This window comes from Sphingopyxis sp. (assembly GCF_019459305.1).
In the GTDB taxonomy this organism is placed as follows: Bacteria; Pseudomonadota; Alphaproteobacteria; order Sphingomonadales; family Sphingomonadaceae; genus Sphingopyxis.
Map to the genome: position 1 here is coordinate 1 of NZ_JAIBES010000076.1, position 26,587 is coordinate 26,587.

The following is a 26,587-nucleotide window of genomic DNA, read 5'->3' on the forward strand; positions in this document are numbered from 1 at the left end:
ACTTGCGCGCAAGCTCGCGGCGGCGCTCGGTCTTGCCGCCCGAGACGAGGGCGGCGAAATAATCCTGACGAAAGAATAGTTTCACGCCCCGGGGGGTGTGTTCCGCTCCCCGGTGTTCTGCACCCCCGGACGACCAATCAAGGTCGCATTCGGGAGGGTGAAATGAATTTGAAGATGCTTGCAGTCCTGCTTGGGTCGAGCGCCGCGGTCCTTACCGCCACCGCACCGATAGCGCATGCGCAGTCGCAGTCGCAGCCGGCACCGCGCGACTACGACATTCCGTCTCAGGACCTCGGCGACGCGCTGCGAATTTACTCGCAGGTCTCGGGCCGCGAGCTCGTCGTCGCGTCGAGTCTTGTTGCCAGCAAACAGAGTGCGCGCGTGCGGGGCCGACTGACCGCCGATGCCGCTCTGGCGCGCCTTCTTACCGGCACCGACCTTGTGACCGAGCTTGTCGATGGCTCGCTCATCGTCCGCTTGGGAAACGGCGATGGAGCCGGGGAAGCATCGATTTACGACCCGGCGCGCGAAGACATCGTGGTGACGGGATCGCGCATCCGGGGAAGCGGACCGGTTGGTTCACCCCTGACGACCATCGACCGCGACGCGCTGGACCGTAGCGGCCGCGCGACGATCGCCGATTTTCTGCAGACGATCCCCCAGAATTTCTCGGGCGGCCCCGCCGAAGCCAATGTCGGCACAAGCGCGCGGGGCTATGCCAATACGAATCTCACCTATGGAACGGGGATCAACCTTCGCGGGCTGGGCAGTGGCTCGACGCTCACGCTCTTCGATGGCGCGCGTCCGGCGCTCGGCGGCGGCTCGGGCGCGTTCACCGACCTCTCGCTCGTGCCATCGGCCGCGATCGAGCGGGTCGAGATCCTTACCGATGGCGCATCGGCCATCTATGGCTCGGATGCCATCGCGGGCGTGGTCAACATTCGATTCCGCAATCGCTTCGAGGGCGCCGAGACGCGGCTGCGCGCTGGCACCGCCGATGGCGACTTCGGTGAGTATCAGATCGGCCAGATATTCGGGACGCGGTGGAAGAGCGGCCATATCGTCGTCGCGGGCGAATATTTTAGGCGCGGCAATCTGCCCTCCACCGAACGCGCCTTCGCGACCGAGGATCTGAGGGCATTTGGCGGCCCCGATCTGCGCTCGAACTTCGCCAATCCGGGAACGATCGTCGCCGCCAACGGCCAGCGCTTCCTGATCCCGCGCGGCCAGGACGGAACGGCTCTCACACCCAGCCAACTCCTTCCGAGCAGCGACTTCAATCGTGGCGACACAAGGCGCAACATCGACATTTTGCCGCACCAGAAGAGTGCGAGCCTCTATGCCGCGGCCGAGCAGGACATTGGCGACCATGTGTCGCTCTTCGCGCGCGCACTTTATGCCGAGCGGCATTTCGAGGCACGCCAGCGTGTCTTCGGCATCACCCAGCTCACGGTGCGTCCGACCAATCCCTATTATGTCGACCCGATCGGCACCGGGCAGAATATCAGCGTCTATTATGACCCGACGCCGGATTTCGGCCCTGAAGGCGTGCGCGGTTCGTCGCGCGCACTCAACACGACATTCGGCGCCCGCGCGGCGCTTGGCCCCTGGTCACTCGAACTTTCGGGCGGATACGGCCTCCAGCGTGAGCGAAACGACGGAGTCAATATCGTCCACCGCCTCCGCCTTGCCCGGTCGGTCGCCGCTACGTCTCTCGCGGAGGCGATCAACATTTTCGGCGACGGAGCGGTCAATGATCCCGCGCTGATCGACGGTCTGCGCGGCAGCCTGTCGCGCCGGGTGCGCTACCAGAACCGGGCCGCGGCGTTTCGCGCCGATGGTCCGCTGTTCGCGCTGCCGGCGGGCGACGTGAAGATGGCGATCGGCGCGGAGTATCGCCGCGACGAGCTCCGCTATAGCCAGACGATCGATCGCAGCGCCGATACGCCGAGCATCTCAGGCATTCCCGGGCTTCCCGATCACCGAACCGTCCGCGCGCTTTACGGCGAACTCGTCGTGCCGGTCTTCGATGCGGGGAGCACCTTCCCAGGTAGGCTCACCCTTTCGGCAGCGGGACGTTTTGAGAGTTATTCGGACGTCGGCGACACCGCCAATCCCAAATTCGGCCTGCAATGGGCCCCGCTTGCAGGCCTGACGCTGCGGGCATCCTATGGCCGCTCGTTCCGCGCGCCCTTCTTCGACGAACTAGTCGGGACCGCCAACGCTTTCTACGAAACGATCGCGCTCCCCGATCCGGCGTCGCCGACCGGCCAGACGGTGGTGCTCGGGCTGTTCGGCTTCCGTCCCGACCTTGGCCCCGAAAAGGCTGAGACGTGGACTGCCGGGCTCGATTTCGAGCCCGCCGCTATTCCCGGCGCCAAGCTCAACCTGACCTGGTTCGACATCAGCTACCGCGACCGCATCGCGACAGCATCGTTCGACCTGTTCAACTTCCTCGTGCGGCGCGACATTTATGGCGCGATCGTCGATGACAATCCCGATCCAGCGACGCTGGCCGCCTATTTTACCGATCCGAGCTTTTCGAACAGCGCCGGCGTGACACCGGGTGAGGTTGGCGCCATCGTCGACGGCCGCACGTTCAATCTTTCCAGATCGAGGGTGCAGGGGCTCGATTTCGATATCGGCTATACCCGCCCCGTCGGCACGGGCAGCGCGGCGCTGACGCTCGGCGGCACGCGCTTGTTTGGAATCGATAGCCAGATCACCGAGGCCGCGCCTGCAATCAATGTGCTCGGCACGCTCGGCAATCCGGTGAAGCTGCGCCTTCGCGGCCGCACCGGCTTTGTCTTCGGCAAGTTCGACGGTGGCATCGGCGTCAATCATGTTGCGGGTTACCGCAATCTCACGGTAACCCCTGCCGAACGGGTCAAGAGCTGGACGACCTTCGACCTCCAGCTCGGCGCACGCATCGGCGATCCCGCCGATCGTTCGTTCCGGCTCGCGCTCAGCGTCAACAATCTGTTCGACAAGGCGCCGCCCTATGTGCAGTTTCGCACTGGCAATTCGGCGTTCGGCTATGATCCCGAGCAGGCGAGCGCCATCGGGCGCATGATCGCGCTGCAGGCGATCATCGCATGGTGATGTTGGCGGGCCTCGCCGCCGCGGCAGCGGCCGCCGCTGCTCCCGATAGGGCACGCATTCCGATCGCGACCCGCGATCTCGTCGAGGTCGCCGAGATCGGCGCGCCAACCCTCTCGCCTGACGGAAAGCGCGTGGCGTATCGGGTCAGTCGCCCATCGGTCGAAGACAACCGGACGGTCCTGGCCTGGTATGTCTCCGATCTCGCCGGCGGCAGGCCGATCCCTGTCGGCAGCGGGGGCGCGGCGCAATATGAAGGCTCGGGCGGGCTCGCCGAGCAAGTGCCGAAATGGGATCCGGACTCGCGCGGGTTACGCTTTCGCGCGCTTGTCGATGGCGCGGTGGGCATCTGGCACTGGCGCGAGGGCGAAGCGACCGAGCGTGAGGTCGTCGATGACGCGGACATTCTCGATTTCGCGCTGTCGGCCGATGCCAAGGTGCTGCGCTATTCCATCGGCGCGCCACGCGCTGCGATCGCCGTGGCCGAACGGCGCGCTTATGCCGACGGCGTGGTGGTCGACGAACATCTCGACATCATGCAGCCCGTCGCCGGTGGAGCGATCGAGGATGGCCGGCGCATCATGCAGCAGCTCCCTACCGAATGGTTCGAACGCGAAAGGCTCTTGTGGGACGCGCCGCGCCAGCAGCGAACCGTCGGGAGCGACGGCAAGCCCCCAGCTGGCAATGCGCATTTTTCCCCAAGTCGCCTCGAACAAGGAAAGAAGGTCGTATCGCAGGCGGGCGACACAGCCGATATGGGCGCCGATGGCGACAGGAAACGCGTGACCGTCACGCGCCCGGATGGGCGGGTGATTGCCTGCGGGGCGCCTATTTGCCGTTCGCCGCGTCTGGCCGCGCTTGGCTGGCGGCCCGGCGCCGACACGCTCCTCCTTTTCGAGCGCGAAGGCAGCGCGCGCGAAGCGGTCTGGGTCTGGCGGGTCGGCGCTAGCCGGGCGCATCATATTGCCACCACCGATGGCGCGCAGCGGGCCTCCTACCGTGCGCCGCGGTGTGCGATCGCGGCGAGCGCGCTCGTCTGCGCGGAGAGCCGCCCCCTGCAGCCGCCGCGTCTCGTCCGCATCGATCTCGACCAGGGCAAACGCCGCACCCTCACCGACCCCAATGCCGGTCTCCAGCGCCGCATCTCGGCGTCGGCGGAGGTATTGCAATGGGGTGACGATGTAACGGGCATCCTGCTCCGCCCCGCCAGGGCGAACGGCCCCCTGCCGCTCGTCATCCAATATTATCATTGCGCCGGCTTTCTGAAGGGCGGTGTCGGCGACGAGATCCCTATGCTGCCGCTCGTGGGGCATGGCGTGGCCATCCTCTGCATGGATCGCACGCGGTCTCCCAAGGGCGGGCCGATCGAGGCGGGCTATGCGCTGGCGCTCACCGATATCGAAAGGGCGATCGATGGGCTTGCCGCGAGCGGGACGGTCGATCCCGCGCGTATTGGGATCGGAGGACTGAGTTTCGGGTCCGAAGTCGCGCTGTGGGCGATCCGCAAATCGAAGCGCTTCGCGGCTGCGACAAGTTCCTCGGGCCAGATCAGCGATATCTACTATTGGGCGAACGCCCTCCCCGGTCGCGGCTTTCCAGAGATGCTCAAGCGCTATTGGCAGCTCGGCGATCCGGACGCCGATGCGGCCCGCTGGGCCTTACTCGCGCCGGCTGCCGACGCAGCAAGGATCGACACGCCGCTCCTCATGCAGCTGCCCGAGTCCGAGGCGCGCTATGTCATCGAATTTCATACCCGCCTCAAACGCGCGGGCAAGCCGGCGGAAATGATTCTCTTCGCCGATGAACCCCATATCAAGACGCAACCGGTCCACAAGCGCGCCGTCTATGAGCGCAACCTCGACTGGTATCGCTTCTGGCTGAAAGGCGAAGAAGACCCGGACCCGGCGAAGCGCGAGCAATATGCCCGCTGGCACCAGCTCAGCGCGGGACAGTCCTTGCCCGTTCCCGCGCCGTAGGGCCCGTGCCGGACGCACGTTCCCCGGCGCGCGTCCGGCACGGTTTTTTCGAATGGTCAGCTCGCAGGTCGAATTGGGGACACCAGCGATCGGACCCAGCGCTCCATGTCGGCGAGATGGAGAAGCCGGATGGCGGCAACGCCATCGGCCCGTATCTTGCCATCGATGAGCGCGCCGACGGCATCGCCGTCGATGAGTTGCTCAGACGCCAGCCAGCCATCGAGCAGGAAGGACCGCAGGCGGCTGCGATGCCGGTCGAAGCTCGGGTAAAAGAGCGATTCAATCCGCCCCTTCACCCGCCGCGTGAGCACCGCCGCGGGGACGTCATTGCGGAACGCGCTGCGCGCGAGCGCGCGATCCTGTCCGCCTTCGCCCCACTGCCAGCTCGGGACGCCGAGCCCGAATTCAACGAGCGGCTGCGAGAGCAACGGCGCGATCATCGGCAACCTCAGCGCGCGGTCATATCCGTCGAGAAAGGGCTGGATCGGCAGGAGCTTGAGCGCATAAGTGCGCTGCCCCGGCCATGCTTCGAGCGCGCCGTCGAACCAGGGGTGCTTGGGCTCGCGGCCGGCGAAACGCTCCGACAGCAGGCTGTCGTCGGACGGCCAGAGACGCCCATGCAGCACGGCCTTGCGCGCCGCAAGCCGCAGCGCCTTCCAGATATTATCGTTCATAATACGCGCCAGGTCGCCTGCTGCGCCCCACGCCGCGCCCGGCCCTGCGAAACGGAAAGCGTCAACGATCGGTGCCGCCGAGGTGAGATAGCCGAAAATATTGTCGCCCCCGGCACCAGTGAAAATTGCTTCGGCGCCATAATCCGCCGCTGCTGTACCGAGATGCGCGTCTACGGGTGCAAGCAGTCCGAAGCCGCCCGGACGCGCGCGCGGACGGGCGATCGGCGCCGTGGGATCGACGGGATCGTCCGACAGAAGAAGCTCGATGAGCGGCGCTCCGGCGCGCTCGGCGGCAGCGCGGGCATATACGCGTTCGTCGCCATCGGGATCGGGCGTTGCCAAGGTGATCGCTCGCCAATCGTCGCGGCGCCCGGCGAGACAGGCCGCCACGATCGAACTGTCGAGCCCGCCCGAGAGCTCCAGCTGTATGCGGCCAAAGCGCATGCTCCAGGCCGACACGACGCTCATGACCTTGCGGCGCAGCGCATCGGGCTCGACGCGGCGCGGCGCCGCCTTCATCCGGTTCCACGGCGACCAGCTCTCCGGGAGCGGAGCCGCGCTCCCGAGCCGGACAATCTCGCCGGGCAAGATTTCACCGACCCCCCGCAGACCGGTCGCATGGCCGCGCAGCAGCGGAATCCGCATCTCGGCATCGATCGCGGCCGGGTCCGGCCGATCAAGCGCGAAGCCGAGCGCGCGCGCAAGCGCGAGGTCGGTGAAGGCAAAGGCCGGGCCTCGACCGGTCTCGCCCGCGGCACAATGATAGATGGCCGGGCCGGTCACCGGCGAGCGCAGGATATGTACCCGCCCGTCCCGATCAGCCCAGAAAAGGATGTAGTTGCCCCAGAGATTTTCGAGCGCCCAGCGCCCGCCGGTAGCGAGTATTCGCTCGGCTTCCTCTGCCTCCAATTGCTCGCATGCGCCGAAACCTGCGCTGCGAAATGCCCAGCCGACCAGCGCGAAACTCCCGGTGACGCCAATCGGCGTCACGGCGTCGCCGACCAGCGACGCCGCGCCAATGGCGGCGAGATGCGCGACGCCGCCCGGCAAGCCCCTTTGGCTGGCGGTGCCGTCAAGGAGCGCACACCGCAAGCTCACAGGCGGAACACCGGGGTGAATTCGCGGACGATATCGAGGGGATCGGAAAGAAGCAGGTCGCCGCTCTGCACCCAACAATGCGCTGCAAAAGGTTCGAGGCGCACGCCGAAATATAGTTCAGCATCATGCCCGCGGCGCCAGAGGCTGTATATCATAGCCAGGCTGTCGGGGACGCAGCGCCGCCGCGCGGGAACATAGAGGCGCGCATCCGCGTATCCGCGCGCCAGATCGCTCACGTCGCCGGCGCTGGCCGCGAGCCTACCGCGCCCGAGGCGACGGACTGATCTGGCACGCAGCTGGCGCCATCGTTCGACTGTCGGGGAAAGGCCGCCAAAGCGCAGCCAGAGCGACGCTTCGAATCTGCGGCGTCCAACCTCCCACGCGCCAATCCTGGTCACGGCCCCCTGGTCCTCAAGGGCGCATCGGGTTGGTTCCCGCGCTTCGACCGGAGCAATTGCCTGCCCTGCTCCTCGCGCGAGCAAGCCGCGAGCAGCAAGATGGTCCGCCCGCGCGGCGTCCGCGGGTGTGTTATCGAAGCCGGCGAGAAGATGGGCTTCGGTGCCGGCGAGCAAAAAATAGCGATCTGCCGTCGTATCGAGAACGACCGCTCGCTGGCCGATGAAACCAAAGCTGATATGAGCTGGTAGATGATAGGGCATATCGGGACTTGAGGGCGCGGCGCGCGTGAGCACCGCGCCCTCCGATTGTCAGTCGACCGAAATGCCGGCGTCGGGCTCGAGCTTGCGCCCGATCGACTCCGGAACCGGGAATTCGGTGCCACGCGTTTCGACGCTGGCGACGCCCAGTTCTTCGATGCCGTCTTCGACGATGTCATTGTGGTTCATGCGAACCTCCTCTGATATGCCGCGGAATTGCGGCAGTTCGGAAGTTACGCTCCTCGAACCGGATAGAGTTTTTATAGTTCGGCTATCGGTCGAATATCATCGCAGCGGCTCGTCGCGGGGTCTCAGTTCGGCGACGACGCGGCCGGCCATCGCCATACGGTGCCGGTGAAAGCGCGTGATCTTGGCGCGCAGCGCGCTCCAGCGCGCGAAGCGATAATCGGCTGCCATCGCCGCCAGCAGCTCGCGTGCCGACGGATCGACGCGGACTTCAGCGCGGCGAAAGACATGACTGCGCTCGACCAGACTGAAAATCGCGAAGCGGATCTCGCGGTTGGCGCTTCCCATCGCAATCGCGCGAAAGAGCGAGTCGAGAGCTTCGGCATAGTCGGCATGCGATGCGAGATTGACCAGCACAGCTGGCGGGTCGGGCACGGGCACTTCGCTTCTGAGCGCCAGCCCGAGCAAATGCGAGGCCCAGTTATACAGATCGTGCAGATCCGCTTCGGCAAGGATCGGCGGCCGGAACCCTTCCTGGTGCCAGCTGTCGATGATCCGCTCGCCGGCGAGCCGGTGCAGCGCCTCGCGGACCGGGGTCGCACTGGCGCGCAGCGATTTCGCCAGCTGAACCGGATCGAGGCGGGTGCCGGGCGGATATTGCCCGGCGAGAAGGCGCGCCTTGAGGTCGAGATAGACCCGCTCCATCGTCGAACCCGCGTTCATGGCACGCGCCCTCCCGTCCGCCTGGCGCTGCCCGGCGACGAAGTCGTCCAGCAGCGCCGCCTGGCCTGGACGCAGTGCATCGGTCGCGGCGAGCGGCGCCTCGGGATAACCGCCGAAAAGCACCGAGGGACACTGTCCCTCGAAATTTCCGAGATTGGGCCGATGCTGCGCATAACCGGCGAGCGCGGCGAGCTCGGGCACAAAGTTGCGCGCGATCTCGGGTGGATAGGCCAGCCACTGGTTCTCGTAAGGTTTGAGCCAGCCGAGACAATAGCTGATGATGATGCCGCGCCGGACGCAGCGGCTGCGGTTGGCGCCGGCGCCGTGCAGCGTTGACCCGAGAAATATGATAGCGTCCCCCGCGCTTGCTTCCGCCACGATCGGCGCTTCTCTCGGCTCCTCCAGGAGCGCCGCGGCGCCATGGCTCCCCGGCCAGATGATTGTCGCGCCATTGTCTCTGGTGAAGGGGGTCAGCGGCCACATCACGTTGATCAGATACTCGACTTCGCCGAGCGACCCCTGCCACATGTCCTGGTCGCGATGCGGTAACTGCGCCGGTGCGCCGGGGTGGAGTTCGATCGCCTGCGTGAGGTTGAGCTGAATCCGGTCGCACCAGGCGCCGAGCGTCCTCTGCGCCATTGCCAGGATCGCAGGATGCATCACAAGCCGCTCGGCCAAGGATGATCGGAGCAAGAGACGACCGAAGCGCTTGGTGCGTTCGCCGTAAAAGCCGCCGCGACAAAAGGGGGTGACGTCAAACCGATCGGCCAGATCGGCCTCGATTTCGGCCATAGTCTCGGTGCCCATCGCACCGCGCAGGATGGCATAGCCATGAGTCGCGAGCGCGCCCATGGCGGCGCGATCGGCATGGTCGAACGGCGCAAGTGCAGTCATGTTTGTCATCGGCCTGCCCCCCTTCACGCCGCAACCGGCGCGGACGTCCGATCGGCCTGCCCGATCGTCGTCGCTCCGATTCCCGCCGCGGCGAGCCGCGCGCGGGTATCGGCGGCGATCTCGATCTGCAGCGCGGTGAGCGTCCGACCGCCGTCGAGGCAGGGCTCGCCGAGCGCGCTGCAATCCCATCCGAAGCGCTGCACCTGGCGAAACCAGGCCAGTTCGGCGACCCCGGTGTAGGTTTCGATGCCATTTGCGAGTGCATAGTCGACGAGGCCGAGCAGCAATTTGTCGCGCGCCTTGCGCCGCACCGCAGCGCTCGCGCCGCGCGAGACACAGAAGCGCGTGATCTCGAAGATCGCCGGGCCTTGCGGTACCGATCCCGCCACGAGATGCGGAAAAAGCCCATCGAGCAGCGCGGGCCGCGTCGTCGGCAACAGCCGCGCCGACGCGCGGTGGTCGCCGTCGCCGTCGGTGACGATCAGATAGGTGGCATGAGGGTCGTCGAAATGGTCGATTTCGAAGCGGCCCGCCAGTATAGGGAGGTCCCAACCCAGGCGATCGACAAAAATGCGCTTGCGCGCTTCGAACATCGAGCGGAGCGCGACATGCTCGTGCGCGCAGTTGTCGTGATGGATCGAGATGAACATCGGCTTGTCTCCTCAGGTGAAAGAGACAGACCAATTGGACCGAAAAAATTGCTCCCGCCATACCAAGAAAGGGGGGTATTTTAGCCTTTTGCGATGTCGCCGAAGCAAATCGTCCCGTCGAACAGGGCGCGGATCGCAAGACTGATCCGGCTTCGGGCGTCATAACGGCTGCGCGCATTGCGCAAATGCTCGCTCACCGTATCGGTCCGCAGATTCATGATCTGGGCAATGACCGAATCCGACTTGCCGCGTGCCGCCCATAGCAGGCATTCGATCTGCCGGTCGGTCAGGCGCGGCGGATCGTTGGCGGCGCCCCCACCCGACAATTGGCGCGCGGCCTCGAAGACGAACGCACCGAGCGACTGCGCGAACATCAAGGCTTCGGGCGTCGCGGAACTGCCCCGCGACCAGGCGAAGGATACCGAGCCATGCGCTTCGCCGGGGATGTGGGTCGGGATGGTCAGTCCGTCATAGATGCCATGGTGTCGCGCCCGCGCCAAAATGGCCCGGTCTCCCCGGCGCGGCCGGGAAAATGTGCCCATCTCGTGCCACAGGAAGCCGGCGGCGCGCCGCTGGCTGGCGCGGTGAACCGGGTCGTTGACGCCGAGGCCCTGTTCATCGAACCAGCGCACCCATTCCTCGGGATAATTATGGAGGCGCACGCCCTTCTCCGGCCCGGCCAGAAAGTCGATGTGATGAGTGAGCGCGAACCACGAGCATCCCATCGCCGCGCAGGCTTCCACCAAAAGCTCGGCCAAGGCGGCTTTACTCGAAACATTCAGAAGCTCAGCCTTGAAGCGCTGCGCGGCGTCGAGTTTGGGCATTACGACCTATGGCAACGCCGGCGGCGTTCTCGACCGCTCGCCCGGTTTTGCCCCTGTCCGTTGCCGACCCGCTCGCCTTCTCAAATGGCATGCGTTCCGCGATGGATCCAACCCTCGCATCAAGGGATGCGAAGTCGCCACTGTAAGATCGACCGGATATAGTTCAAATATTTTCGTGAGTTAGTCTCAAATTGAGAGTTTTTCTGGGTCCGAACCTGGCTTAAGATGCCGCCAGCGCGCGGCGACCCCGTCGTCGTGGCCCCCGGCGCCGGTCACCCCGCGCGCGGGTTCGCGCTGTTGCCGGGGTCGGCTGGGCATCGCCGATGAAGGCAAGGCTGGCGCCCGCCAGCGCCGTCATATCGAAAGACAAGCGGGCATTTATGGATGGGATGTAACGCCGACTTTCAGACGGCGATGCAAGAGGGAGCAGTGTGAAGATGGAAGGGTCGCAAGCGTCTGCCGAGGATCGCCAGTGTTGGGCGCGATTGACGGATAAGCAGCGCGCTTGCCTGGATCTCCTGCTCGAACACAAAACTTCGAAACAGATCGGACGAGAACTCGGGGTCTCGAAATATACGGTCGACCAACGCATCACCGCAGCGCGTCTGGTGCTGGGCGGGCGCGATCGCGGCGACACAGCCAATCGATATGCGCGGCTCAAAAAGATATGCGACCGGATCGCATATGATCCCGTGCAGGTTCCCGCTACTCCTTCGCCCGTGCCATCCCGGCGTACAGACGACGGTCTTGCTACCGTCCTCGGGCTTGGCGAGACCCGCCGTGCAGAGGATGGAAGATCCTTGGCGAACCTGTCGTTCGGGAAGATCTGGCGGCACGACCACAAGCTTCACACAAGAATGGCGATCACGGCAGCAGCCCTCGTTACCCTGATCATCTTCGTGCTGGGAAGCCTCGGAATTGCCGAATCGCTGACCCGTCTGGTCGCGCGCTGATTCTTCTCAATGTCCATCCCCAGGGACCCCCTCTTCGGGTCCGCGATAGGAGCAATCATGTCTGAAAACATACCATTCGTCGTCGCTCGCCTGCAGCACCAGGTGCCAGCAGCGGAATATCGTATCGATGACGCGTTGATCGCGGTCTCCTCGCTGATGACAAGCGTGGTCACCGCGCGGCGCGACACGCCCGGCGTTCCCGCTGTGCGAGGCCATGCGACGATCCAGCGCCTCGCCAAGGTCCAGAGCGCGCTGGTCGGCGCCAGCGGCGATGTGCTGCGCGTCCACGGTGATCTGGCGGAAATCGCGCAAGAGACCGCAGGGCTCGACCTCCATGACTGTCCCGCGCGGGCCGCTCCCAGTGCGGACTGGTCAGCCGCGGCGGCGTGATTTTGACGAGGGTCGCCCTCATGGAGAAAGACAGCGATGATTCGAATAGCGGTCTTCGTGACCATCTTGTCGGCGGCCCTCCTCTATGCGCTGAGAAAAGGCGGCGGTCCCGAGCGCGCGATGGCGTTGATCCTGATCGCCATGCTGCTCGCGGACCAGCTTCTGCACCTCTTCGTCCCGCCGCGCTTCAGCAGCGTCGACATGGGACACCTGCTGATCGATCTGATGGCAGCAGGGGCAACCTTTGCCCTTGCGATGACGGCGCATCGCTTCTGGCCGATGCCGGCGGCGGTGCTGCAATTCCTGCCTTTGATGGCGCATATCGGGAAAGTCGCCGACCTGTCGGTTCATCCGATTGTTTATCTTACGATGCAGGTCGCTGCCGCCTGGCTACTCCCTCCCCTGCTCGTCTTTGCCACGTGGCGACACCAGATGCGGCTGCGGACGAGCGGGACCGATCAATCCTGGTATCGCTCCTGGGGTTCGTCGAGCCAGCCGCATGCGAGCAGATAGCGACAGTCTTGCTGGCCGAGTTCAAGGAGCTTGGACGCCTCTGGTCGCAGCCCCCGGAACGCCTGTCGCGGATCCTCGCCGATTGGCCCAAAGTTCAAACCTTTCTCGCGAGCGTGCGCGATGCAATGTTCGAAGGCATGCGTTCGGACCTTCGCTCGGTTCGCCTCGATCCGTCTGACCCGGCGCTGCGCCGCTATCTGATTGCCTCCATGGGTTCACTGCCCGACGAGATGCTCCGGGTGCTGTTTCTCGATGCCGGCCACCGGCTGATCGCCGACGAGCCCCTGCAGCAGGGCACTCTGACCCAGCTCGCCATTTATCCGCGGACGATCTTCCGCCGCGCGCTGGAGCATAATGCGGCCGCGATCATCCTTGTCCACAACCATCCGAGCGGCGATGATACGCCAAGCGCGGACGACGTCGCGACCACGCAGCGTCTCGACCAGCTCGGACGCGCGCTCGGCGTCGAAATCCTCGATCACATCATCGTGACCGCAGCCCGGACGCACCACCTCATCGCTGGTGGCAAATTGGCCGACAAGCCGGCGCGCAACTGGGCCATGTTTTTCCGCAGCGAGCCGTCTGGTGACGACGCCGCCGACCTGCGCGCCCTCCGCAACGCCGAGGTGACATTCCGGCGGAGAATCCTGCGCAGCCAGATATTGGACGGTTCCGAACATTTCGGCGAGCCGGCCTGGGACATATTGCTCGACCTGTTCATCCACGAGGCCAAAGGCCAGCGCCTCTCGATGTCGGCGCTGTGCGTCACCGCCGCCATTCCGACAAGCAGCGCGATGAAGTTGATACAGCGGATGTGCGACGACGGCATTCTTCAGCGATCGCCAGACACGGCCGACGGACGACGAAGCCTTATCAATATCGCCCCCACCGTCGCGCATCGACTGCGAGCTTATTTTGCCGAAGGCACTGAATAGTGTGCTTATGATGCGCCCGCCGCGCGCTCCGCTAACGGCGGCGCACGAAAGGCGCGCGGTAGCCCGTGGCCAGCGCCGACAGCTTGCTCGTTCGGCGGCGCCTGCTCGCAGCCGCTGAGGCCGGCCCCCGGTGCGTTCGCCTGTCCCCATCGATATTTTCCGAAGATATTCAGGTTATTCCAGCTGACGGGCGGACCGGCGGCAGACTGGCGCTCGACCGACGCGTACCGCGAATTGCTTGTTTCGGATCGCCGCACTTTCGCGGGGGAGTGGCTGCGCCGAAACGACATGTACCGCCGCCTCTGGTCTCATCGCAACCGTCCGGGAGCCGCTGGTCCTGAACGCTTTGCGCTGCTCGGCTGGATCGACCCCGCACTGCCAGGGCATGATGCCCGTCCAATCTGGAGCATTGACAAAGATCCCCGCGTGCTTCGCGCCAGGCTTGCCGCAGCCGCCGCTCCCGCTGACGATCTTTTCGATGTTCGGTCGGTTGCGCCGTTTGTTTCGGTCGAAATTGACGCCAAAACGAGCACTGGCTGCTCATCGATGGCCATTGGGCAATTCGCCTCGAACTTCAAGGCGGCACGCTGCTCGGTGGTGCCGCCCTCGTGGAGCAGCGGATCGCAGGTCTGCCGTCGGCCAGGCTGAAGCTCGATGCGCTCAAGCAATTTATCGTCCTGGCCGGCGCAGGTCATTTGCCCCCGTCGATGATACCGCGCGAGCGCAAGGCCGCGCAGTGGATCCGCGAGCTGCGCGCGGGCGACGCGATGCTGGCCGGGGCGAGCCAGCACCAGTTGGCGCGCCAGCTGTTTGGCGCCGCAGTCGCCACGCGCCGCTGGCGGGTTGAGAACCCGTCGCACCGATTGAGGGTACCGCGGCTGTTCAAGATGGCGCGCATGCGCTTGTCCTGCCCCCTCGACGGCCCCTGTTTTGATTGAGCAATACGCGAAACTATATGCGGCCGAGTGCCACATCGAGTTGATGTGAGCGGCGCGTAAGTCTGCGCAACTTGTCGGGCAAAACGTGACCACGCCCGCCGCAACCCCGATATAGTCCGATCCGGACCGATCTGAACATCATCAAGCAACCCGCTCGAGCGAAATCAACCAGGCAGTCTCGGGCCCCGAAGCCGGAAGCAGGATACCTGCTTTTAAGAGCTCCGGCCCGGTTTTCACCGTACCGGAATGCCACAATTCGGGCTGGGCGACCCGTCCATCGCTTGGTGGAGTCCCAGCAAGCAGGAGGCGGAGACGATAGCTCGCCGCGGGATCCAGTCCGTGCATCCTGACTGACGGGGACGAATAATCATCGGCGAATTTCGTTTGCGCCACCAGTGCAAGACCACACGCCCCGGACAACGCAAGGTACCCGAACGCACCTGGCAGAGTCTTAGCTATTCTTGTGAGGGAACCTCGATGAATAACGTCCCGCCATTCTTTGTAGAGCGCGATTTGCGCGGCAAGCAACGCCCTGTCGGAAGCGGACATTGCGGCCGGATCAGCCTCTACCCCCATATGGCCGAACATCGCGACTTTTGCTCGGAGATCCATTGGCAGGCAGCGTCCTGTTATGGGGTTCGGGCTTGGGCCAACATGATTTCCGGTGGCGCCAAGCGGCAGGAAATCGAACCAGCCTGAGTTGCTGCGCCGCCGGCTGATTAACATCAGCACGGATAAGCTGCGGCAATATTCAGCGAGGTTGGGCAACGTCGGTCAGGCGAGCTTAAGCTTCGCAAGCTCGCCCTCATCGAAAGCATTCGTTGCCGCCAAATTCGCCCGCGCAATATCGATCGATGACCAGTCGATCCGGCTCGTATAACCCTGCGCGACTGACAGCATGCGGATTACCGGTTCCATCCGCGCGCTGTGCGTGAAGGCCTTGAGAGCGGTGAGATAATCGGTTCGATAAGCCGTCGGAATGATGATCCGTTCTTCGCCCGCCGCGACCAATTCGGCATTCATCATAATCCGCGCAATCCGGCCATTGCCGTCGGCAAAGGGGTGAACCTCACTGACCAGCGCCATGATATAGATCGCGCGATGCAATGGGTCACCGAGCGCCTGGGAGAGATGATAGCCGCGTTCCAATGTTCCTTCCACGAGATCAGGTGCTACAAAGACCGTCATTCCGGCCTGGTTTGGCTTGGCCTTGAACGCCCCGGGGCCCTTGTCGGGCCGCGCTTCCATCACCATGGCGTGCCGATGCCGCAGCAGCTGGCGGAATTCGGCGTAGCTTGCCGGGAGCTGCTTTAGATGTTCGATGTCCGAGACGACCCGGAAGGTCCCGAGCACATCATGTGCGTCGGCCGGCCGTTCGGCGGGAATAACACCTTCGAAGACGATCTCGGCAGCCTCATCGACGGTGAACTCGGTACCTTCGATGAAGTTGGAGAAATAGGCCTCAAAAAAGGCGAGCGTGGCATTGGCGTCGGCACTGCGGGGCGGCACTTCACGTCGCGCGGCGATGCTGTCCCGCAGCGCAAACATCAGGGTTTCGAACAGCTGCAAACGATTCGGATCATAAGGCTCGCCGGTGTTACGCGCCTTGCCGACCTCGCTCTCCAGCTTCGCTTCACGCGTGCCGAGCAACGATCCGATCAGGCCGTCGAGTTCAGCGAATTCGGCGTCATAGCCAAGCTCGGGCGCGATCCTGCGCGCATCGTCGCGAATGCGGTTGATGGCGGCCGCATCCTGTCGGCGTAGTAGCGCGTCGAGCCGTTTTTCGACATCTTCGCGTGGCAGAGTACGTTGTGCTCGCCCACCTCGCGCGCGCGAAAGTCGCATATTCTCAAGATAGGCGCGCGCTGTCGATGCCAGTCGGACACCCGAGAGCGGCCTGTCGCTTTCGAGCGGGCCCGGACCGGTACGCGGACGTAGGTAGAGGCCGGGTAATGCAACTTCGCGGGTTTTCGCAGAAATCAGGAAGATCGAGCCGTCCTCGGCCGGCTTGTTTTCAAGCGCCGTGCGATCGGCTATGACGGCGTCGGGAAAATAATTCGCGACCAGGCCATACCAGTTACGGCGCACGATTTTTTCCGGATCCTCGGTGAAGTTGCGGGTATACAGTCGCGAGCCAATCTTTCGCAATTGCCCCTTTGCCACCGCGGCATGAACATTTTTCGAGATCGCCGTGTCCGAGACAAACACCTCGGGAAGCTGGGTAACTGAAAATTCAGGCATTAAGAATCTCCTGAATGCCGCATAGCCGAATTTTCGCTAATTAAGAAGTGATTTATGGGAAATAACGCGAGTTAAGGAAGGGTGAAACACTTCGATAGATTTGAACCATTGATTTGAACGCGAATTTTCGTGCCTTAACACGCGCACTGACCGAGTTTTTGCAAGTTAATCGCCAACAACGGAGTGCACGGTCATCTCCGATGGATATGCCGCCTCTTTGCGCGTGGGAAGGTCGGGCAAGATAAAAGCTGTTCCTCCCCTATGGGATAAGTCATTGTCTGCACACCATAATTAAGGGGAAACCGGCGGCACCATGGGGAGACTCATGGTGCCATTATCGTGCCATTTGCGCCACCAAGCTGTTGAATTACCTCGCCTATCAAGAAAGCCGCCGAGAGATCGCTATGGCGATCGTTGGAGGGCGAGATAAAAGAGGTGCCAGCCCTTGGCCCCTATCTGCTTGGAATGATGCGATATCTTCGTATGGCCCGCGCGAGGCGATACCAGCCATGCCCCGCCATTATCCTGTCTCTTCAACGCATTGACGTATGGCACCGTAGCTGAGGGGGAGCGATCCCCGGGATCGTTCCCTATGTAGACGCCGTTCGTTTATAGCGATCGGCGGTGCCCGTGGCCTCCGGCCGCGTTTCGGGCGGTCGCTATGGGGTTGACGGCCAGAGGCGAGCCGGGCCCGCAGAAAGGCGACAGGAAGGCATGGCCTCGGGCAATTGAGCGAAAACTCCGCCACGGCCATCGAACGATTAGCGGGGAACGCGAGGGACCGCCCACGGGGCCGACGCGCTCGACCGGCTCGGATCAGCCGCAGCGATGCGCACCCCAATATTTGTCCCAGCGCGCGGCAAGGCCGCTCCGCACCATGGCGCAGGAAATATCGCCAGAACGGGGCGATGTGCAGAAGGCGGCGGTACGGGTGCCGCCGGCCCCGCCGCGCGAGACGCAGCGCATGGCCGGACCGCGAACGAGGATATGTCCGGTCCGGTTCCGCCCTTGCGGCATCCCGAGCAGGCCGACGAGATGATCGCGCGCCGCGACCGGGTCGGCGTCCGGGCAGGGATGCCCTGGACTGCAACTGCCGTTCATTTCGCGCGCGGCAACGCCCGAGAGGCGGATATGCGGCCCTTCCGCGCACCATATCGGGCCGTCACCATCCCAGACCGCGACGGGGGTGCAGGCGAAGGCTTGGCCGGAGGGAACGACCGAGGCGAGCAGAAACAGGCTGAACATCATCCCATCCGTAATGCGGACGACGGATCGATTCAAATACCAAGGCGATCGAAAACCATCAAAGACCCGGCGCGAAGCGCCCTTAAAAAACGCGCGCCTGGCGAGGTCCCAGCAGTGCGCTGTGCGGCCCAAGACAACCCGCGGTCCTTGGCGCCGCTTGCCGGTGCCAGAGCACGCTCAATTCAGCCGGGCTCGATTTGCCCGCGACGAAAATGCCAAGTTCAGACCTTGTGACGAATGACGTGCCGCGGCTCGCCGCAGAGGCCGCACGGTCCCCTGGACCGTTCAAAACCCCTGACGCCGACAGCCGCGCCCGTCGCAACGCTGGTCTGCGCAATGGAAGAAAGGTCGAGCCGTCGGTGATGCAATCGTCACAGAGAAGTGTGCCGTCCATCTGCCGGATCAGCGCTTCGACTCGTTCAGCAATGGATGAACTTCTCGTCATAACTTCGCCGTAGACAGGGATCGGGATTCGGAAACCCACCGATCTGCGAGCTTAGGTTATCGCCGATTTCTGACCGTTCGAGAGACTATAAATCCAGCCGGGTCAGCTCGGAGTTCTAAGTTATCCACTCGAGATGACCTTCGGCCTGGAAAGAGTCGCCCCGCCCTTTGCGAGCTGGATGCAAATCCACCCGGCGCGACGATGGACGGCAAGCCGCTTTGGCAAGACTATCTGCCCGAGGCCCGGGCGGCGATCATGGCTCTCCGCAAACCGGAAAGAGCGATGATCGGCGCCGCAGCGCGTGAGGCGGGACCTATCGGCATCGGGTGTGGATCCAGGTTGGCCGTCATTCGCCATGTTCACGCGCGGACGACGTCAAGCGACCTTTAGACGACATTCTTCGGGAGATCTGGTATCAACCCATCGCGGACTGTCGGCATCAGTCGCGCGAAAATCGTGAAGGGGCGGCGCGATGATGGAGAGTTTTGGGGCTCTGGTTGGCTGGACTCACCATGATGCGGGTGACCGCATTATGCTCCGGCTTGAAAGCGTACAGTCTTCGGAAGCGGCCAAGAAGCACGACCCTGATTTGTTCCGGTTCACTATGACCAAACAGCAAGCGGCTATCTTAGGCAATTATCTGGTGCGGCTTTCCGGTCAATCCCCAGTCGTTCCAAAAAAGCGGGGTTGGCTTCGTCGTCTCTTCGGCTGATGGGGGCGCCTGCCCCTTGAACTAAGCCGCTGAGAGTTGCCTCGGCCTTCGCCAGGGGAAGGATTAGCCCAGAAGCAGGCAAATCCCGTTCCCGCCCGCCATTCCATTTCTGATGGTCTGCGCGAGGCGGGTCTCGACGATCTGGTGCTTATCGATCCGGCGGGCGCGCTCGTGGCCCAAATCGAGGCGGCAAAGCCCGAAGTCATATTGGTGAATCTCGAAAACCCCAGCCGCAACCTGCTCGAGGACTTTTTGCCATGTCGCGCGCGCTCGCGCGGCCCATCGCGATGTTCGTCGACCAGAGCGACGCCGAAGCAACCGGCGCGGCGATCGACACCGGCGTGTCGGCCTATGTCGTCGACGGGCTGTCGAAACAGCGAATCAAGCCCGTCATCGACCTTGCCGTGCGCCGCTTTCAGGCCTTTTCACGGCTGCTGCCGGCGCTTTGCAGGTACTGCTCCCACCGCCGCGGCGGCGACAGGCACGCGGCGTCATTCGGGACTTTCGTGGGTTCGCGCGTTCGTCGGAATGATCCGCGGCAACAGATCACCGCGGGACCGCACCCAGGTCCGGTTGATGGTGTGAAACGTATGAAGCGACTGCGCGGCCGCCTCCCAGATCAGCGCTTGTCGCATGTCGCCCGCGGCGATCGCACTTGCCAGTTCGCGCCGCGCATGGTCCTCAGCCCCCTCGCCATATTCATCTTCGGCGGCAAGCACGGCCGCCCAGACCGGGTCATCCTCGCTTGTCGTCATGCGTCCCCCCGCGTTTAACCAGCGTTGACGAAAATATAGCGACGTCATCAAGATCGCGACTTGATCCATGTTACGATGGCGGTGATCAAATGAAGTTTAGACGCTCGAACCATCGCTTCTTTCTGCGAGGCAAATCTGACGGAACCCTCCCGCGCTCACGCTGTTTTTACGGGAGGTTGGTCAGCTCGAAGGATATGCGGTGAGCCAGGATGTGGAACAGCATAGCACGCACTGGGTGGGCGATGGACAGTCGTCGGTTTTGGAGGGACGGCTTGGCATCTTTGTTCGCAAGCTGCTGAGCCACAGCCGACTTTCGACGGATGACCAGGCCGCCATCGCGGCACTTCCTTTCAGCCTGCGGTCCATGGAACCCAACGCCTATATCCTGAGCGAGGGCGAGCGTGCATCAATCTGCCCGGTGATCCTGTCAGGCTTTGCCTACCGGCAAAAAACTTCCGCGGAGGGCGGGCGGCAAATCGTCGCGCTCAAAATTCCGGGCGATCCGCTCGACTTCCAGTCGCTCTATCTGCAATGCGCCGACCATGACCTTCAGGCGCTCACCCGCGTCGAACTGGCGATATTTTCGTTGAAGGATCTGGAAAAGCTGGTCGCGCCGCGCCCCGCGCTCGCCCGCGCCGTTCTCATCGACATTTTGATCGAAGCGTCGATCGGGCGGGAATGGTTGCTCAATATCGGTCGTCGCAACGCCCTGTCCCGTCTCGCCCACCTGCTTTGCGAACTGCACTGCCGCGTCGAGCAGATTGCAAAGAAGCGGATTGAAGCGTTCGAGGTGCCGCTGACGCAGGAGCAATTGGCGGATCTGCTCGGGTTAACACCAGTGCATATCAATCGAACAATCAAGACCCTGGAGGAAACCGGCGCGGTGCAGCGCGTCAATCGGCGAATGCAGCTCGGCGATGTGCGAACCTTGCGAAAAATCGCAGAATTTTCTGATATTTATCTGCATCAAAACGAAGCCTCCAAGGGTTGATGCTGAGCGGGTCCACCGCAAAGGAGCCCAACTGCCATGCCACGCTATTTCTTCCATACCTGTGACGGCACGCAGGACATCGACCGATGTGGGCACGAGCTCCCCGACCCCGCAGCGGCCAGGCGCGAAGCCGTGCGCTACGGCGGCGCCCTCTTGCGCGACGATCCTGACTTGATGGTGCGCGACGACGAGCTGCGCATCACTGTTACCGACGAAGACGGCGCACTCAGCTGCGCGATCATCATTCTCGCGGTCGATGGAAATTTGCAGAAGAACTGAGCAACGTCGCTCGCGCCAAGCATGCCCAATGCATCACTGGCATCGGAGTAGTGCCGCCAATTGGCGCAAGATATGTTGACTTGTGAAACGGGCGCCGCGGTCGGACGCGCGGGGTGCCCCCGAATGCAGCGCCGCTGCAATGTCAAATCCGGCCGTCGGGGCGACATGTCTCCATCGTGGTTGTTTGCGCGGGCGGCAGGCCCTTCGTTTCCGCGAGGGTCTTCAGTTCCTCCCTGCGGGCCAGTATTCGCTCGCTTAGCGCGTGAAGATCGACATCAGCGGCGCGCGCCTGCCGGAACATATTGCGGTGCTGCTTTTCCTCTTCCTTCCCATGATTTTCGATCTCTTCCTCGAGCACCGTCACCTTGGCATCAAAATATGCATCGTCAGGGTGTGCTGCGCGATCTTGTTGATCAGCGGCTTGGCCCCGTCATGCTCACCATGGGCTTGTTTGAGGAGATCGTCGCCGATCTTGCCGTCGAGCGCGGGATAGAAGATTTCTTCCTCGATCTGGGTGTGTATCTCGAGTTCGGTGCAAATCCGGCTGGCACTATCGCTCTTGACGGCAGCACCGGCCGCCCGCTCAAACTGGGCAAACAGCTTGTCGCTGGCGCGGTCATTGGCCCTCAGGACATGCGTTGCCCCGGCATCGCTGGATACACGCATCATCTCTATCCTGAGAGGATGGCGAAACCGAATAAGGCCGAACCGCGGGGAATGTGCGGTCCGGCCTCGACTGACGCGACGGTGCGCCTTTAGCGACGATTGGTGTCGTCACCGGCCTGCTTGCGATCATCGCCGCGGTCCTGACCCGGCTGGCGGTTCTGGTCGCCCTGCTGATCCTGCTGGCCGGGATTCTTGCCGGGCTGTTGGCCGCCCTGCTGGTCGCCCTGATTGTTCTGAGCCATCTTGTCATCCTCTCTTCAACGTGCGCCCTTGGATAGGCAGAAGAGAGACGCGCAAATCACAGAATTGTTGCTTATATTTCCTTGACTTAACATATGTTATGACGATTCTAAAGGGGGGCCCCGCCCTAGCCTCGCTCTGCGCTCGCCCCCGACGCCCCAGAGGGGGGAAGCAAGGTATTCAAAGGTCGCTGCGACGAGCCGTATGTGCGGGTCGCTGCACATCCTCTCTCGTCGCAGCCAGTTCGGCATAGCGCAGCCGCAACCATCGCCTTCTAACCTAAGTTAAGTGCGGCGCGAATATCCTTCAAAACCCACGAACTATCGGCTAGGTATCTTCGGCCAAACCGTCCACTAGGTCGGCCGGTCGCCGACTGCGATGACGAGTTGCTTACTCGGCAGCATAGAAAGGAAATGGGCCTCCCAAAAGCCGCGCCGAGCAGCTGGCCGCCAGCCTGCCGGGTGACCCCAATGTCACCGGTTTTGAAATTCGCCCCCAACAGGCTTGAATGGACGATCAACCCTTCTTTGCATTGAGTAGTTATCATGTCGGCATGGCGCTCATCGGCGCCGGGATCATTGCGGCCTTTTGGCTGCCGCGCTTCCTGTCGGGGCGCGAACCGGCGGCATCGGCGCTGCTCATCCTGTTCGGGATCGCGATCTACTGGATACTGCCCGATGTCGCCAAAACGCTCGATCCCCGCGCGGCGCCGAAATTCTGGGAGCTGGCCAGCGAGCTTGCGGTGATTGTCGCCTTGTTTGGCACGGGCATACGGATCGACGACTTGTCGAACTACCGCCGCTGGCGTCCGACGATCCGGCTGCTGGCGATTGCGATGCCAATTACGATCGCCGCGGTGGCGTTCATGGGTCTGACTTTTGCCGGGATGACGCTGGCGGGCGCAATCCTGCTCGGCGCGGTGCTGGCGCCGACCGACCCCGTGCTCGCCGGCGAAGTCCAGGTTGGACCGCCGACCGAAGGCCAGGAACAGCCGGTACGGTTTGCGCTCACCACTGAAGCGGGGCTGAACGACGGGCTGGCTTTCCCGTTCGTCTATCTCGGCCTGCTCGTCGGCACCACGGGCTTTTCGGCCGCGATGCTGGGCGAATGGCTGCTGCTCGACGTCGCTTATCGCATCCTGGTCGGCTGTATCGGCGGTGCGGTGGTCGGATGGTTGCTCGCGCGTATCCTGTTCGTTATCCCACGCGGCAATGTCCTTGCCGACACCGCCTCGGGCGTGCTGGCGATCGCCGGGGTGCTGCTCTGCTATGGCGCGACCGAACTGGTCGAAGGCTATGGCTTCATCGCCTGTTTCGTCGCCGGGGTCGTGCTGCGCCGGTTCGAGGCCAGCCATGAATTCCATGGCAAACTCCACAGTTTCAACGAAGCGATCGAACTCGCGCTCACCGCGCTGCTTCTGATCCTGATCGGCGGCACCTTCCCGCTGCTGTTCGGTGAGCTCGACTGGGCGCATGCGGGCATCGCGATCGGCCTGCTGTTCATCGTGCGCCCGCTCGCCGGGTGGCTCAGCATGGTCGGCACCGACCTGCCGTCGCAGGACCGGCTCGTCGTCGCCTTCTATGGCGTGCGCGGGATCGGGTCGATATACTATCTCGCCTATGCGACCAGCCATCTCGAGCTGGTCAACGAAGGGCAATTATGGGCAACGATCGCGCTGACGATCCTGTTGTCGACCGTCGTTCATGGCTTCACGGCGGGGCCGGTCGTCGATCATATCATTCGGCGCCAGCGCGGCAGACGCACCTGACGTTCCGGGCTGGAGCGGCAATCCCAAACAGGCCGTTCGCCGAAGATGGAAATATTTCACCGGGACGGGTCCGGTTACGATGCCCCCGCTCCCCATCACCGCGTTCCGACCGGGCACCCGCCGCTTGCCGCCAGCTATGTGCTGTCCACCGCATCGTTCACGCCGAAGCTTCGCGCGCTCAGCGGGTCGCCCCGCCAGCTGGCCGGATGATGGACGGCGCGATCGTCGTCGATGGCTCAGCGCCCGAGACTTTTGCCGTCCATGCGGACGCCTGGGCAGGGATCTTGCGCCACATGCCCCCCCGAAATTCGAGCGACGAACGGCAAGGTCGGCGGCGTCATGAGGGGCGCAACGGCAGCGAAGCATGACGCGGTCATTGTCGCCGCCGAGTTGTTCACTATCGGCGCGCAGCGCTGCGTCCTATGGTCGCCGCCCTTGGGGATTTCTCCGTCGTCCGACCGCAGAACCTGTTTCGTCCGCTGCGCTGGCACGCACGCTGGGACACCGCGCGCAGCCTGCAGAGCCGCCTCGCGGATGGCGATTGGCCAGGGTCGCCGGGGTGCGCCGCTCGGTATTGCTCGATGCGGACGGCTATTCGGGCGAAGTCCTGCTTGAAAATCTCGAACTGGTTCGCACCATCGAAGCGGCGGGCGGGCGTCAAATCGGGCCGAAGAGACACGGCGGTTTCCTGCCAAATCTTGTTCGCACGCGGCCTTGCCGCGTCGCTGCGATAACCATGCAGAGCTCGGCTGTGGGGAACCCTTTCAGGGCGCTGTCGTTAAGTTGCAAAGGCAAGGAACGACGCGACACACATGGCAAATTCGGGCCGTCTGACATGCGATGACAACATCTGGTGGCGGTTGCAAAGGGGCTCAGGTCCTATCATTGCGACTGCCATCCATGACGGCCATGGCCTGGGGGCCGAAACTCGTGCGGCGATGGCGCTTACGGAAAGCGACCGCCTGCGCGAAGAAGACCCCCACACTGGTTACGCTGCTGCCGCAGTTCCTAATCACGTGATCGCAGCACGCTCGCGCTTCGAAGTCGATCTCAACCGGGAAATTGACGAGGCCGTTTATCGTACTCCCGAGCAAAGTTGGGGGCTGAAGGTCTGGCGCTCGGAACCGTCGGATGACCTGGTCGCACGCTCGCTCGCGCTCCATAGTGCGTTCTATAGAATGATGGCCGACACGCTTGACGCAATGGCCGCGCAGCACGAGCGATTCATCTTGTTCGACATCCATAGCTATAACCACCGCCGGGACGGACCCGGCGCCGCGGCGACGCCGCAAGAGGATGCGCCCGACATCAATATCGGCACCTATTCGATGCCGCGCGATCATTGGGCATCCGTTCTCGATCCGATCATCGAGGCGATGCGCGATTTCAACTTCAACGGCCGCAAGCTCGACGTTCGCGAGAATGTCGCCTTTCAGGGAAAGGGAGCGCTGACGCGCTTTGTGCATGCGCGTTATCCCCAACAAGGCTGCGCAATCGCGGTCGAATTCAAGAAATTCTTCATGGATGAATGGTCCGGGGTGCCGGACACGGCGGCGCTCGCCGCGATGCGCGATCTCATTGCACACAGCGCCGCCGCGGCTGAGGCAGCGCTTAAATGACGGCGATCGGCGAAGCTTGCGCAGTTGACGTTGCCGCCGTCGAATTCAGCGATAGCGGAGCGCTGCGCAGCGCGTTCGGCGCGCATGGCCGCGTTCATGTCGATCGGCCGCTCCCCTTCATCGTCATCCATCGCTTCGATCCCGACATCGCCGCGAGCCTTGCGCTGGAGATCAGCGTGACGAGTCCGGCATATATCGTCTGGCCAGCCCATGACGATGCGGCGGCGGCGGCAACGCTTGACGCAGTCGCTACCGAAGCGCGCCGTCATTTTCCGGCCTTCCTGATCATTGAGCTGGTCGACCTTGTGCGCCCTCCGGCAAAACCCGAGGATGCGCCGCGGCTGCCACCGTTCGAGTGCCGGATTGCCGCGACGGCTGATCCATCCGTGCAAGCCGCCGCATCCAGCCTGCGCGAAGCCCTCGAGCAAATCGAGATTGATCTGCGTCACTGCAAGGTCGGGGAGATCGCCCCGCTCGATCCAGCCGAGCAAATGCTACCAACCAGCAGCGACGGTCGTTCAGCTGGCGAAACGATCCGGCTTGCGCTGCCGCATATTCACCTGACGCCGGACGGCGACGATATCTATCCGCAGATCTTCCATGACCTGCAGGTGGCGACGTTCGACGCCATCCTGAAGGCCGCCTGCAGCTTCATGGAGCACAGCAAACTTGGCGCTCCGGCGCATTACCGCAGCCTGGGGCGAAGTTCGTTTGTCGATGCGGCGCGAGCAGCCGACGAAAAGCTGAACCTCATTTGCGGCACCTATGATTTTCTGATGGCGGTGTCGCCGATCAATGGCAGCGAAGCGCAGGAGCGATTTGCTGCATCCGGATATGAGCAAGCGCCCGAGTTTCGTTACCGGCCGCTGACGGTCGATCCCGACGAGGCCAAGCGCGCGCTTTATAAAATCGATCTCAAAAAGGTCGAGGATCCGATGCTCGAAAGCCTGTTTTCAGAAAAACGGCAAGAGATCGATCATCAGCTGTCGATGCTTGCCTGCCGGAACAGCGACCGGTTCCGCTATGCGTCGCTGATGCTCTACGAACCGGTCGACAGTGGGCTTCTCGCCGCCGCCCACGACATCCTCGGATCGCGGTCGCGGGCGCCCGCCGCGAC

The 26,587-nt window shown here is 63.4% G+C and carries 29 protein-coding genes and 2 pseudogenes; 18 read left to right on the top strand and 13 right to left on the bottom strand.

Features of this window, described 5'->3' with window-relative positions; all coding sequences use genetic code 11:
• The first annotated feature begins 162 nt into the window (after positions 1–162).
• On the top strand, positions 163–3,102 hold the full coding sequence (locus K0M74_RS08590) for a TonB-dependent receptor (protein WP_293970572.1): 2,940 nt from the start codon (positions 163–165) through the stop codon (positions 3,100–3,102).
• The gene (locus tag K0M74_RS08595; protein ID WP_293970575.1) at positions 3,096–5,075 is read left to right on the top strand and encodes an Atxe2 family lasso peptide isopeptidase; all 1,980 of its coding nucleotides are present in this window, start codon (positions 3,096–3,098) and stop codon (positions 5,073–5,075) included. Before K0M74_RS08590 ends, K0M74_RS08595 begins: the two co-directional genes overlap by 7 nt.
• A gap of 56 nt (positions 5,076–5,131) precedes the next feature.
• Here the strand turns inward: K0M74_RS08595 and K0M74_RS08600 are convergent, their stop codons facing one another.
• Positions 5,132–6,847 carry an asparagine synthetase B family protein gene (locus K0M74_RS08600; protein WP_293970578.1) on the bottom strand — a complete coding sequence of 572 codons (1,716 nt, stop codon included), beginning with the start codon at positions 6,845–6,847 and terminating at the stop codon, positions 5,132–5,134.
• Positions 6,844–7,245, bottom strand: a complete 402-nt coding sequence (locus tag K0M74_RS08605) for a lasso peptide biosynthesis B2 protein (RefSeq protein ID WP_293970581.1) — start codon at positions 7,243–7,245, stop codon at positions 6,844–6,846. The genes K0M74_RS08600 and K0M74_RS08605 overlap by 4 nt, the downstream gene beginning before the upstream one ends.
• A 99-nt stretch (positions 7,246–7,344) precedes the next feature.
• Between K0M74_RS08605 and K0M74_RS08610 the strand changes: the two genes are divergently transcribed.
• Positions 7,345–7,494, top strand: coding sequence for a hypothetical protein (locus K0M74_RS08610; RefSeq protein WP_293970584.1), 150 nt, complete (start codon positions 7,345–7,347; stop codon positions 7,492–7,494).
• A gap of 60 nt (positions 7,495–7,554) precedes the next feature.
• On the opposite strand, the gene K0M74_RS08615 is transcribed toward K0M74_RS08610, so the two are convergent.
• The 5 genes and pseudogenes from K0M74_RS08615 to K0M74_RS08635 form a co-directional block, all read right to left on the bottom strand.
• On the bottom strand, positions 7,555–7,692 hold the full coding sequence (locus tag K0M74_RS08615; protein ID WP_293970587.1) for a hypothetical protein: 138 nt from the start codon (positions 7,690–7,692) through the stop codon (positions 7,555–7,557).
• 96 nt (positions 7,693–7,788) lie between these two features.
• Entirely contained in the window at positions 7,789–8,412 is a 624-nt protein-coding gene (locus K0M74_RS08620; RefSeq protein WP_366932644.1) for a GntR family transcriptional regulator, read from the bottom strand.
• Between the two features lie 21 nt (positions 8,413–8,433).
• Positions 8,434–9,264 (bottom strand): annotated as a pseudogene (locus tag K0M74_RS08625) (phytanoyl-CoA dioxygenase family protein); the annotation flags it as partial.
• A 65-nt stretch (positions 9,265–9,329) separates the two neighbouring features.
• Positions 9,330–9,956 carry an acyl-homoserine-lactone synthase gene (locus K0M74_RS08630; protein ID WP_293970590.1) on the bottom strand — a complete coding sequence of 209 codons (627 nt, stop codon included), beginning with the start codon at positions 9,954–9,956 and terminating at the stop codon, positions 9,330–9,332.
• Between the two features lie 80 nt (positions 9,957–10,036).
• Positions 10,037–10,780 carry a LuxR family transcriptional regulator gene (locus K0M74_RS08635; RefSeq protein ID WP_293970593.1) on the bottom strand — a complete coding sequence of 248 codons (744 nt, stop codon included), beginning with the start codon at positions 10,778–10,780 and terminating at the stop codon, positions 10,037–10,039.
• A gap of 437 nt (positions 10,781–11,217) precedes the next feature.
• On the opposite strand from K0M74_RS08635, the gene K0M74_RS08640 reads away from it, so the two are divergent.
• From K0M74_RS08640 to K0M74_RS08660, 6 genes are all read left to right on the top strand, one after another.
• Entirely contained in the window at positions 11,218–11,733 is a 516-nt protein-coding gene (locus tag K0M74_RS08640) for a helix-turn-helix transcriptional regulator (RefSeq protein ID WP_293970597.1), read from the top strand.
• Between the two features lie 57 nt (positions 11,734–11,790).
• Positions 11,791–12,123 carry a hypothetical protein gene (locus K0M74_RS08645; RefSeq protein ID WP_293970600.1) on the top strand — a complete coding sequence of 111 codons (333 nt, stop codon included), beginning with the start codon at positions 11,791–11,793 and terminating at the stop codon, positions 12,121–12,123.
• Positions 12,124–12,180: 57 nt separating this feature from the next.
• Positions 12,181–12,636: a hypothetical protein gene (locus tag K0M74_RS08650; RefSeq protein WP_293970603.1), complete on the top strand. Its 456-nt coding sequence runs from the start codon at positions 12,181–12,183 to the stop codon at positions 12,634–12,636.
• 8 nt (positions 12,637–12,644) lie between these two features.
• Positions 12,645–13,571, top strand: a complete 927-nt coding sequence (locus tag K0M74_RS08655) for a JAB domain-containing protein (RefSeq protein ID WP_293970606.1) — start codon at positions 12,645–12,647, stop codon at positions 13,569–13,571.
• Positions 13,572–13,754: 183 nt separating this feature from the next.
• Positions 13,755–14,219 carry a DUF6499 domain-containing protein gene (locus K0M74_RS19830; protein ID WP_366932645.1) on the top strand — a complete coding sequence of 155 codons (465 nt, stop codon included), beginning with the start codon at positions 13,755–13,757 and terminating at the stop codon, positions 14,217–14,219.
• Complete coding sequence (locus K0M74_RS08660; protein WP_293970609.1) at positions 14,180–14,509, top strand: DUF2285 domain-containing protein; 330 nt, start codon at positions 14,180–14,182, stop codon at positions 14,507–14,509. Before K0M74_RS19830 ends, K0M74_RS08660 begins: the two co-directional genes overlap by 40 nt.
• A 141-nt stretch (positions 14,510–14,650) precedes the next feature.
• Here K0M74_RS08660 and K0M74_RS08665 read toward each other — a convergent pair whose 3' ends face one another.
• From K0M74_RS08665 to K0M74_RS08675, 3 genes are all read right to left on the bottom strand, one after another.
• Positions 14,651–15,277, bottom strand: coding sequence for an alpha-galactosidase (locus K0M74_RS08665; RefSeq protein ID WP_293970612.1), 627 nt, complete (start codon positions 15,275–15,277; stop codon positions 14,651–14,653).
• A 6-nt stretch (positions 15,278–15,283) separates the two neighbouring features.
• On the bottom strand, positions 15,284–16,750 hold the full coding sequence (locus K0M74_RS08670) for a Fic family protein (protein WP_293970615.1): 1,467 nt from the start codon (positions 16,748–16,750) through the stop codon (positions 15,284–15,286).
• Positions 16,751–17,566: 816 nt separating this feature from the next.
• A complete protein-coding gene (locus K0M74_RS08675) occupies positions 17,567–17,998 on the bottom strand; it encodes a hypothetical protein (protein WP_293970618.1) in 432 nt (143 codons plus the stop codon).
• 914 nt (positions 17,999–18,912) lie between these two features.
• Here K0M74_RS08675 and K0M74_RS08680 point away from each other — a divergent pair.
• The 4 genes and pseudogenes from K0M74_RS08680 to K0M74_RS08695 all read left to right on the top strand — a co-directional run bounded on the left by K0M74_RS08680 (position 18,913) and on the right by K0M74_RS08695 (position 21,177).
• Positions 18,913–19,152, top strand: coding sequence for a hypothetical protein (locus K0M74_RS08680; RefSeq protein ID WP_293970621.1), 240 nt, complete (start codon positions 18,913–18,915; stop codon positions 19,150–19,152).
• Positions 19,153–19,257: 105 nt separating this feature from the next.
• A pseudogene (locus K0M74_RS08685) lies at positions 19,258–19,586 on the top strand (two-component system response regulator); the annotation flags it as partial.
• Between the two features lie 520 nt (positions 19,587–20,106).
• Positions 20,107–20,898, top strand: a complete 792-nt coding sequence (locus tag K0M74_RS08690; protein ID WP_293970624.1) for a Crp/Fnr family transcriptional regulator — start codon at positions 20,107–20,109, stop codon at positions 20,896–20,898.
• A gap of 36 nt (positions 20,899–20,934) precedes the next feature.
• Positions 20,935–21,177, top strand: coding sequence for a hypothetical protein (locus tag K0M74_RS08695; protein ID WP_293970626.1), 243 nt, complete (start codon positions 20,935–20,937; stop codon positions 21,175–21,177).
• Between the two features lie 142 nt (positions 21,178–21,319).
• Here K0M74_RS08695 and K0M74_RS08700 read toward each other — a convergent pair whose 3' ends face one another.
• The 3 genes from K0M74_RS08700 to K0M74_RS08710 form a co-directional block, all read right to left on the bottom strand.
• Entirely contained in the window at positions 21,320–21,541 is a 222-nt protein-coding gene (locus K0M74_RS08700; RefSeq protein ID WP_293970629.1) for a hypothetical protein, read from the bottom strand.
• Positions 21,538–21,846: a hemerythrin domain-containing protein gene (locus K0M74_RS08705; protein ID WP_293970632.1), complete on the bottom strand. Its 309-nt coding sequence runs from the start codon at positions 21,844–21,846 to the stop codon at positions 21,538–21,540. Before K0M74_RS08705 ends, K0M74_RS08700 begins: the two co-directional genes overlap by 4 nt.
• Positions 21,847–21,932: 86 nt before the next feature.
• Positions 21,933–22,085 (bottom strand): hypothetical protein, encoded by a 153-nt coding sequence (locus K0M74_RS08710; RefSeq protein WP_293970635.1) that lies wholly within the window; start codon positions 22,083–22,085, stop codon positions 21,933–21,935.
• 506 nt (positions 22,086–22,591) lie between these two features.
• Between K0M74_RS08710 and K0M74_RS08715 the strand changes: the two genes are divergently transcribed.
• From K0M74_RS08715 to K0M74_RS08735, 5 genes are all read left to right on the top strand, one after another.
• Positions 22,592–23,851, top strand: coding sequence for a cation:proton antiporter (locus K0M74_RS08715; RefSeq protein ID WP_293970639.1), 1,260 nt, complete (start codon positions 22,592–22,594; stop codon positions 23,849–23,851).
• A 45-nt stretch (positions 23,852–23,896) separates the two neighbouring features.
• A complete protein-coding gene (locus K0M74_RS08720; protein ID WP_293970642.1) occupies positions 23,897–24,061 on the top strand; it encodes a hypothetical protein in 165 nt (54 codons plus the stop codon).
• Between the two features lie 331 nt (positions 24,062–24,392).
• The gene (locus K0M74_RS08725; RefSeq protein WP_293970645.1) at positions 24,393–24,695 is read left to right on the top strand and encodes a hypothetical protein; all 303 of its coding nucleotides are present in this window, start codon (positions 24,393–24,395) and stop codon (positions 24,693–24,695) included.
• Positions 24,664–25,470, top strand: coding sequence for an N-formylglutamate amidohydrolase (locus K0M74_RS08730; RefSeq protein ID WP_293970648.1), 807 nt, complete (start codon positions 24,664–24,666; stop codon positions 25,468–25,470). Before K0M74_RS08725 ends, K0M74_RS08730 begins: the two co-directional genes overlap by 32 nt.
• A partial coding sequence (locus K0M74_RS08735) for a tyrosine/phenylalanine carboxypeptidase domain-containing protein (RefSeq protein ID WP_293970651.1) occupies positions 25,467–26,587 on the top strand: 1,121 nt, incomplete at its 3' end. The genes K0M74_RS08730 and K0M74_RS08735, both read left to right, overlap by 4 nt.

What these genes read in the sequence shown, in the direction of transcription:
- K0M74_RS08710 (WP_293970635.1), bottom strand. Translation starts at nt 22,085, where the DNA reads ATGGCTCAGAACAATCAGGGCGACCAGCAGGGCGGCCAACAGCCCGGC.
- K0M74_RS08630 (WP_293970590.1), bottom strand. Translation starts at nt 9,956, where the DNA reads ATGTTCATCTCGATCCATCACGACAACTGCGCGCACGAGCATGTCGCG.
- K0M74_RS08705 (WP_293970632.1), bottom strand. Translation starts at nt 21,846, where the DNA reads ATGATGCGTGTATCCAGCGATGCCGGGGCAACGCATGTCCTGAGGGCC.
- K0M74_RS08590 (WP_293970572.1), top strand. Translation starts at nt 163, where the DNA reads ATGAATTTGAAGATGCTTGCAGTCCTGCTTGGGTCGAGCGCCGCGGTC.
- K0M74_RS08645 (WP_293970600.1), top strand. Translation starts at nt 11,791, where the DNA reads ATGTCTGAAAACATACCATTCGTCGTCGCTCGCCTGCAGCACCAGGTG.
- K0M74_RS08595 (WP_293970575.1), top strand. Translation starts at nt 3,096, where the DNA reads ATGGTGATGTTGGCGGGCCTCGCCGCCGCGGCAGCGGCCGCCGCTGCT.
- K0M74_RS08680 (WP_293970621.1), top strand. Translation starts at nt 18,913, where the DNA reads ATGATGGAGAGTTTTGGGGCTCTGGTTGGCTGGACTCACCATGATGCG.
- K0M74_RS08670 (WP_293970615.1), bottom strand. Translation starts at nt 16,750, where the DNA reads ATGCCTGAATTTTCAGTTACCCAGCTTCCCGAGGTGTTTGTCTCGGAC.
- K0M74_RS08675 (WP_293970618.1), bottom strand. Translation starts at nt 17,998, where the DNA reads ATGATGTTCAGCCTGTTTCTGCTCGCCTCGGTCGTTCCCTCCGGCCAA.
- K0M74_RS08640 (WP_293970597.1), top strand. Translation starts at nt 11,218, where the DNA reads ATGGAAGGGTCGCAAGCGTCTGCCGAGGATCGCCAGTGTTGGGCGCGA.
- K0M74_RS08635 (WP_293970593.1), bottom strand. Translation starts at nt 10,780, where the DNA reads ATGCCCAAACTCGACGCCGCGCAGCGCTTCAAGGCTGAGCTTCTGAAT.
- K0M74_RS08730 (WP_293970648.1), top strand. Translation starts at nt 24,664, where the DNA reads ATGGCAAATTCGGGCCGTCTGACATGCGATGACAACATCTGGTGGCGG.
- K0M74_RS08695 (WP_293970626.1), top strand. Translation starts at nt 20,935, where the DNA reads ATGCCACGCTATTTCTTCCATACCTGTGACGGCACGCAGGACATCGAC.
- K0M74_RS08715 (WP_293970639.1), top strand. Translation starts at nt 22,592, where the DNA reads ATGGACGATCAACCCTTCTTTGCATTGAGTAGTTATCATGTCGGCATG.
- K0M74_RS08615 (WP_293970587.1), bottom strand. Translation starts at nt 7,692, where the DNA reads ATGAACCACAATGACATCGTCGAAGACGGCATCGAAGAACTGGGCGTC.
- K0M74_RS08620 (WP_366932644.1), bottom strand. Translation starts at nt 8,412, where the DNA reads ATGAACGCGGGTTCGACGATGGAGCGGGTCTATCTCGACCTCAAGGCG.
- K0M74_RS08720 (WP_293970642.1), top strand. Translation starts at nt 23,897, where the DNA reads ATGGAAATATTTCACCGGGACGGGTCCGGTTACGATGCCCCCGCTCCC.
- K0M74_RS08610 (WP_293970584.1), top strand. Translation starts at nt 7,345, where the DNA reads ATGGTCCGCCCGCGCGGCGTCCGCGGGTGTGTTATCGAAGCCGGCGAG.